Here is a 4,676-nt window from a genome sequence, read left to right as displayed (position 1 = left end):
GCCCCGGACGTGTCGAGCACGAGTCGCCCGCCACGCCGGGCCAGCCGGGCCGCGAGCGTCGCGGGCAGGTCGTGGGCAAGCCCCGGCGGCAGGCTGCCTGACAGCACCACAATCGCACCCGCCCCCGCCGCCCTGACGACGGCCCGGGTGGCGGCCTCTCCCCTTGTCTTCGTCCAATGCGGGCCGGGCATGACGAACCGGTACTGGCCGCCGCTCGTCCGGTCGGTGACAGAGAGGCTCTCGCGCGTTTCGCCTGGACCGGTGAAGGGGACGCAGGCGATCCCCTCCCGCTCCAGCAGGCCGGCGAGCCGCACCCCGGTCGCGCCCCCAAGGGTCACGAAGGCGCGCGCCTGTCCGCCAAGCCGCTGGATCATCCGCGACACGTTGATCCCGCCCCCGCCCGGGTCGGCGCGGGGCTCTTCGCAGCGCAGCTTGGGTCCCGGGCGGACGACCTCGGCCGAGGTGGCGAGATCGAGCGCAGGGTTCAGCGTGACGGTCAGGATCGGGATCATCTCGGCCCTCCCGACCGTCAGCCTGCGGGCAAATCAATGGCGCTGCAAGGGGCGCGACCTAGCCGAGCATGAGCTGGTAGGACGAGGGCACATAACGGAAGCCGTCACCCTCGGCCTCGACGAAGCCCGTCGCGGGGAACGGCATGTGGTAGCCGACGAACGGGATCCGCTCGCTGGCGATCATGCCGAAGATCTTGCTCCGGGCCGCGGCCGCAGCCGGCTTGTCGGCGTCGAACTTCACCTCCCAGTCGGGGCGGGCGAGCGACCAGACCGGGTGGTTGGCCGTATCGGCGGTGATCATCAGCGCCTTGCCGCCGTTCTCCACCATGAAGGCGAGGTGCCCGGGCGTGTGGCCGAAGGCCGAAACCGCGGTGATCCCGGGGGCGACCGTGCCGCCGTCGGCGAGCATCGCGGTCCTCGCGGCGAAGGGGCGCACGTTCTTGTCGAAGAGCTCGTTCGCTGCCCCGGACCAGTGGTTGTGTTCGATGGCCCCCGCGGCGTAGCCCGCGTTGGGGAAGGTCGGCGCGCCCTCGGTCGCCATGCCACCGATGTGGTCGGGGTGCATGTGGGTCAACACGACCATGTCCACGTCGCCGGGCGCGTATCCGGCCGCCGACAGCGCGGCCGTGATCCCGGCCGGGTCGGTGCCGGTATCGAAGAGGATCAGCGCCGCGCCGGTGTTGACCAGGGTGGGGGTGAAGAAGAATTGCGCCATGTCGGTGGGCAGGAAGGCGGTCCTCGATGCCGCGGCGAACTCCTCCTCGGAGGCGTTGAGGCCGAAGATCGTGTGGGGGTTATCCACGGCCCGGGTCGCGGCGAGGAGGGTGGTCACCTCGAAGGCGCCGAGCATGAAGCGGCTGAATTGCGGCAGCGCGGCGCCTTGCTGCGGCGCCTTGGCGAGGGTCGGTGTGGGCCGTGCCACCACAAGGGGGGCGCAGGCCCCGGCAAGAAGGGCGTGGCGTCGGGTCAGTCCGAACGGCTGGGTCATGGCGTCTCTCCCTGATGCTGTGCAGAAAGACTACGTATGGCATCGCCGCCCGGTGCTTCACGATCCCGTGTCCCTTCGCCTTCAGCGAAAGAGCGCGACGACGAGGGGGGCGATGAAGGCCGTGGCGACGGCGTTGAGGGCCATGCCGAGTCCGGCGAAGGCGCCCGCGGTGGGGTTGATCTGGAAGGCCCGTGCCGTACCGATCCCGTGGCTCGCGACGCCGACCGAAAGCCCGCGCGCGCGCCAGTCGCGGATGCGGAGGGCGTTGAGGAGCGGCGTCGCCACGACGGCCCCGGTGATGCCGGTCAGGATCACCAGCACGGCGGTCAGCGTCGGTGCCCCGCCGATGCGTTCGGCGATGCCGATCGCGACCGGCGCGGTAGCCGACTTGGGTGCGACCGAGGCAAGCGCCTCGCCCCGCACGCCCAGCGCCCAGGCGATGGCGACGGCCGACGCGGCGGCGGTTGCCGATCCGGCGAGGAGCGCGGCCGCGACCGGCAAGGCCGCGCGCCGGAGCTGCCCGAGGTTGTCGAAAAGTGGCAGGGCGAGCGAGACCGTCGCGGGACCGAGCAGGAAGTGGACGAACTGCGCGCCCTCGAAATAGGTCCCGTAGGCAGTGCCGGTCGCCCAGAGGATGACGGCCAGGATCACAACCGCCACGAGAACGGTGTTGACGTAGGGCTTGCGCCCCGAGGCGCGAAAACAAGCATCCCCCGCCGCATAGGCGAGAAGCGTCAGCGCGAGCCAGAGGAGCGGCCCTTCGGAAAGGTAGCTCCAGAACGCCGTGAGGTCAGTCATCGCCCACCCCCGCGAGACGGGCGACGAGGACGAAGGCCGCCGCGGCTGCCGCGATGGCAAGGACGGTGGACACGACGAGCGCGACAAGCAGTGCGACCGCCTGGGTGCCGAGTGTGGAGATATGGCCGACGACCCCCACCCCGGCCGGAACGAAGAGAAGCGAGAGGTTGGCGAGGATACCCTCGGCCGTCGGCCGCACCCGGGCGGCGAAGCCGGGCAGGGCGGCGAGGAGGCCGAGCATCAGGAGCATCCCGATCACCGGGCCGGGCACGGCGAGCCCGAGAAGCCGGGCCGCCGCCTCGCCGGCGAGCTGACAGGCAAGGAGGACGAGTAGACTGTGGATCATCGGCCGCACTCCGCAAGGCTGGTCCCGAGCTTAGGCGGAGGGGCGGCCGCCGCCAACCGGCTCCTGCGCGGGTGGGGCCTTCGGTCCCCGGGTCACGGTCCCGTCGAGCTGGCCCCGGCTCGCGCCTCGGGTGTTCGGCCGGGAAATCGTCTAGCGGAGGATTTCCGGTCCAGCTTCACTCCCACCAGCGGTCGATTTCGGCGATTTCCTCGTCGGACCAGCCGAAGTGGTGCGCAAGCTCGTGGATCATCACATGGGCGACGAGCTGGCCGAGCGTCACGTCGCCGCGCTCGGCCCATTCATCGAGGATCGGCCGCCGGAAGAGCCAGATCGTGTCGGGCCGGTCGACCACGTCCATCACCGACTTCTCGGTCATGGGAATGCCGTCGTAGAGCCCAGTCAACTCGAACGGGTCCTCGACGCTCATGTCGTCGAGGATATCCTCGGGCGGGAAGTCCTCCACCCGGATCACGACACCGCGCGCGGCCACGGCGAAGCGTTCCGGCAGGTCTGCCACCGTGGCCCGCGCCATCGCCTCGATCGTCTCCAGATCCGGCGCCGTGCGCCCAAGCCAGTCGTTCATTCCGGTCTCCTTACCCAGCCCCTCATATGGACAAAACGGCCCGCCTGTGAAAGAGGAAGGCGCCCGAGGAGGCCCGATCCCCGTGAAAGGCTGGCCATGACCGTCACCCGCTTCGCCCCTTCGCCCACCGGCTACATCCATGTGGGCAACCTGCGCACCGCACTGATGAACTACCTGATCGCCCGCAAGACCGGCGGCACGTTCATCCTGCGCCTCGACGATACCGACCAGGAACGCTCGAAGCAGGAATACATCGACGGGATCAAGGAGGACCTCGACTGGCTCGGCCTGCACTGGGACCGGATCGAGCAGCAATCCCTCAGGCTCGACCGCTACGCCGTGGACGCGGACGGGCTCAGGGCCTCCGGCCACCTCTACGAGGTCTTCGAGACGCCGGTCGAGCTCGACCTCAAGCGAAAGAAGTTGCTGAACATGGGCAAGCCCCCGGTCTACGACCGCGCCGGGCTGGCGCTGTCCGCCGCGGAGAAGGACCGGCTCCGGGCCGAACGGGAAGGCTACTGGCGCTTCCGGCTCGACCAGCAGCGGACGGAATGGGAGGACGGCATCCTCGGGCCGGTCTCGATCGACACGGCGAGCGTGTCCGACCCGGTGCTGATCCGGGCCGACGGACAGGTACTCTACACCTTTGCTTCGTCGGTCGACGACGTGGACATGGGGATCACCCACATCGTCCGAGGCGCCGACCACGTGACCAATACCGCGACGCAGATCCAGATCATGCGGGCGATGGGCGGAACGCCCCCGGCCTTCGCGCATCATTCGCTGCTGACGGGGCCGCAGGGCGAGGGGCTGTCGAAGCGCCTCGGAACGCTGTCCCTGCGCGACCTGCGCGCGCAGGGTGTGGCGAAGGAAGCGCTCCTGAGCCTGATGGCTCGGCTCGGCTCCTCGCAGCCGGTGGAGCTGAAGATGTCGCTCGACGAGATCGCGGCGGGCTTCGACCTGTCGCAGTTCGGCGCCGCACCAACGAAATTCGACGCCGAGGACCTCTGGCCGCTGACGCGCCAGCGCAACCAGGCGCTGCCTTTCGACGCCGTGAAGGACCGGATTCTCGCGCTCGGCGTGCCGGCGGAGATGGCCGAGCGGTTCTGGCGCGTCGCCTCGCAGAACATCACGACGCTCGCCGATCTCGACCACTGGTGGCGGCTCGCCCGCGACGGGGCGGAGCCGGTGATTGCGCCGGAGGATACCGGGTTCGTGGCGCAGGCGATGGCGTTGCTGCCGCCGCCCCCCTATTCCGACGCGACCTGGGCGGACTGGACGGGCGCGGTCAAGGAGAAGACCGGCCGCAAGGGCAAGGCGCTGTTCATGCCGCTTCGACTCGCCGTTACCGGCGAGGCGACGGGTCCGGACATGGGAGAGCTGATGCCGCTTCTGCAGAAGGTGCGCGCCCGGGGCTGACCACGGCAGGGGAAGTCCACCACCACGCCC

6 protein-coding genes are annotated in these 4,676 nt (G+C 70.0%); 1 reads left to right on the top strand and 5 read right to left on the bottom strand.

Features of this window, described 5'->3' with window-relative positions; translation table 11 throughout:
• The 5 genes from F9K34_RS17205 to F9K34_RS17185 form a co-directional block, all read right to left on the bottom strand.
• Nucleotides 1-512 (bottom strand): 1-phosphofructokinase family hexose kinase (locus tag F9K34_RS17205; protein ID WP_291338343.1); only part of this gene is annotated, 512 nt, incomplete at its 3' end.
• Between the two features lie 58 nt (nt 513-570).
• Nucleotides 571-1,500 carry an MBL fold metallo-hydrolase gene (locus tag F9K34_RS17200; protein ID WP_291338342.1) on the bottom strand — a complete coding sequence of 310 codons (930 nt, stop codon included), beginning with the start codon at nt 1,498-1,500 and terminating at the stop codon, nt 571-573.
• An 81-nt stretch (nt 1,501-1,581) separates the two neighbouring features.
• Nucleotides 1,582-2,298 (bottom strand): LrgB family protein, encoded by a 717-nt coding sequence (locus F9K34_RS17195; protein ID WP_291338341.1) that lies wholly within the window; start codon nt 2,296-2,298, stop codon nt 1,582-1,584.
• On the bottom strand, nt 2,291-2,644 hold the full coding sequence (locus F9K34_RS17190; RefSeq protein ID WP_291338340.1) for a CidA/LrgA family protein: 354 nt from the start codon (nt 2,642-2,644) through the stop codon (nt 2,291-2,293). The genes F9K34_RS17195 and F9K34_RS17190 overlap by 8 nt, the downstream gene beginning before the upstream one ends.
• A 175-nt stretch (nt 2,645-2,819) precedes the next feature.
• Complete coding sequence (locus tag F9K34_RS17185) at nt 2,820-3,227, bottom strand: metallopeptidase family protein (RefSeq protein WP_291338339.1); 408 nt, start codon at nt 3,225-3,227, stop codon at nt 2,820-2,822.
• Nucleotides 3,228-3,323: 96 nt separating this feature from the next.
• On the opposite strand from F9K34_RS17185, the gene gltX reads away from it, so the two are divergent.
• Nucleotides 3,324-4,646 (top strand): glutamate--tRNA ligase, encoded by a 1,323-nt coding sequence (gene gltX / locus F9K34_RS17180; RefSeq protein ID WP_291338338.1) that lies wholly within the window; start codon nt 3,324-3,326, stop codon nt 4,644-4,646.
• Nucleotides 4,647-4,676: the final 30 nt, after the last annotated feature.

Origin of the sequence: Albidovulum sp. (genome assembly GCF_008933605.1) — a bacterium.
Classification (GTDB): domain Bacteria; phylum Pseudomonadota; class Alphaproteobacteria; order Rhodobacterales; family Rhodobacteraceae; genus Albidovulum.
Note: the sequence above shows the minus strand (reverse complement) of the source record. Positions and strands in the feature narration are given on the sequence as shown.

Excerpts from the sequence above, each read along its gene's own strand:
- F9K34_RS17195 (WP_291338341.1), bottom strand. The coding sequence starts at position 2,298 with ATGACTGACCTCACGGCGTTCTGGAGCTACCTTTCCGAAGGGCCGCTC.
- F9K34_RS17185 (WP_291338339.1), bottom strand. The coding sequence starts at position 3,227 with ATGAACGACTGGCTTGGGCGCACGGCGCCGGATCTGGAGACGATCGAG.
- F9K34_RS17190 (WP_291338340.1), bottom strand. The coding sequence starts at position 2,644 with ATGATCCACAGTCTACTCGTCCTCCTTGCCTGTCAGCTCGCCGGCGAG.
- F9K34_RS17200 (WP_291338342.1), bottom strand. The coding sequence starts at position 1,500 with ATGACCCAGCCGTTCGGACTGACCCGACGCCACGCCCTTCTTGCCGGG.
- gltX (WP_291338338.1), top strand. The coding sequence starts at position 3,324 with ATGACCGTCACCCGCTTCGCCCCTTCGCCCACCGGCTACATCCATGTG.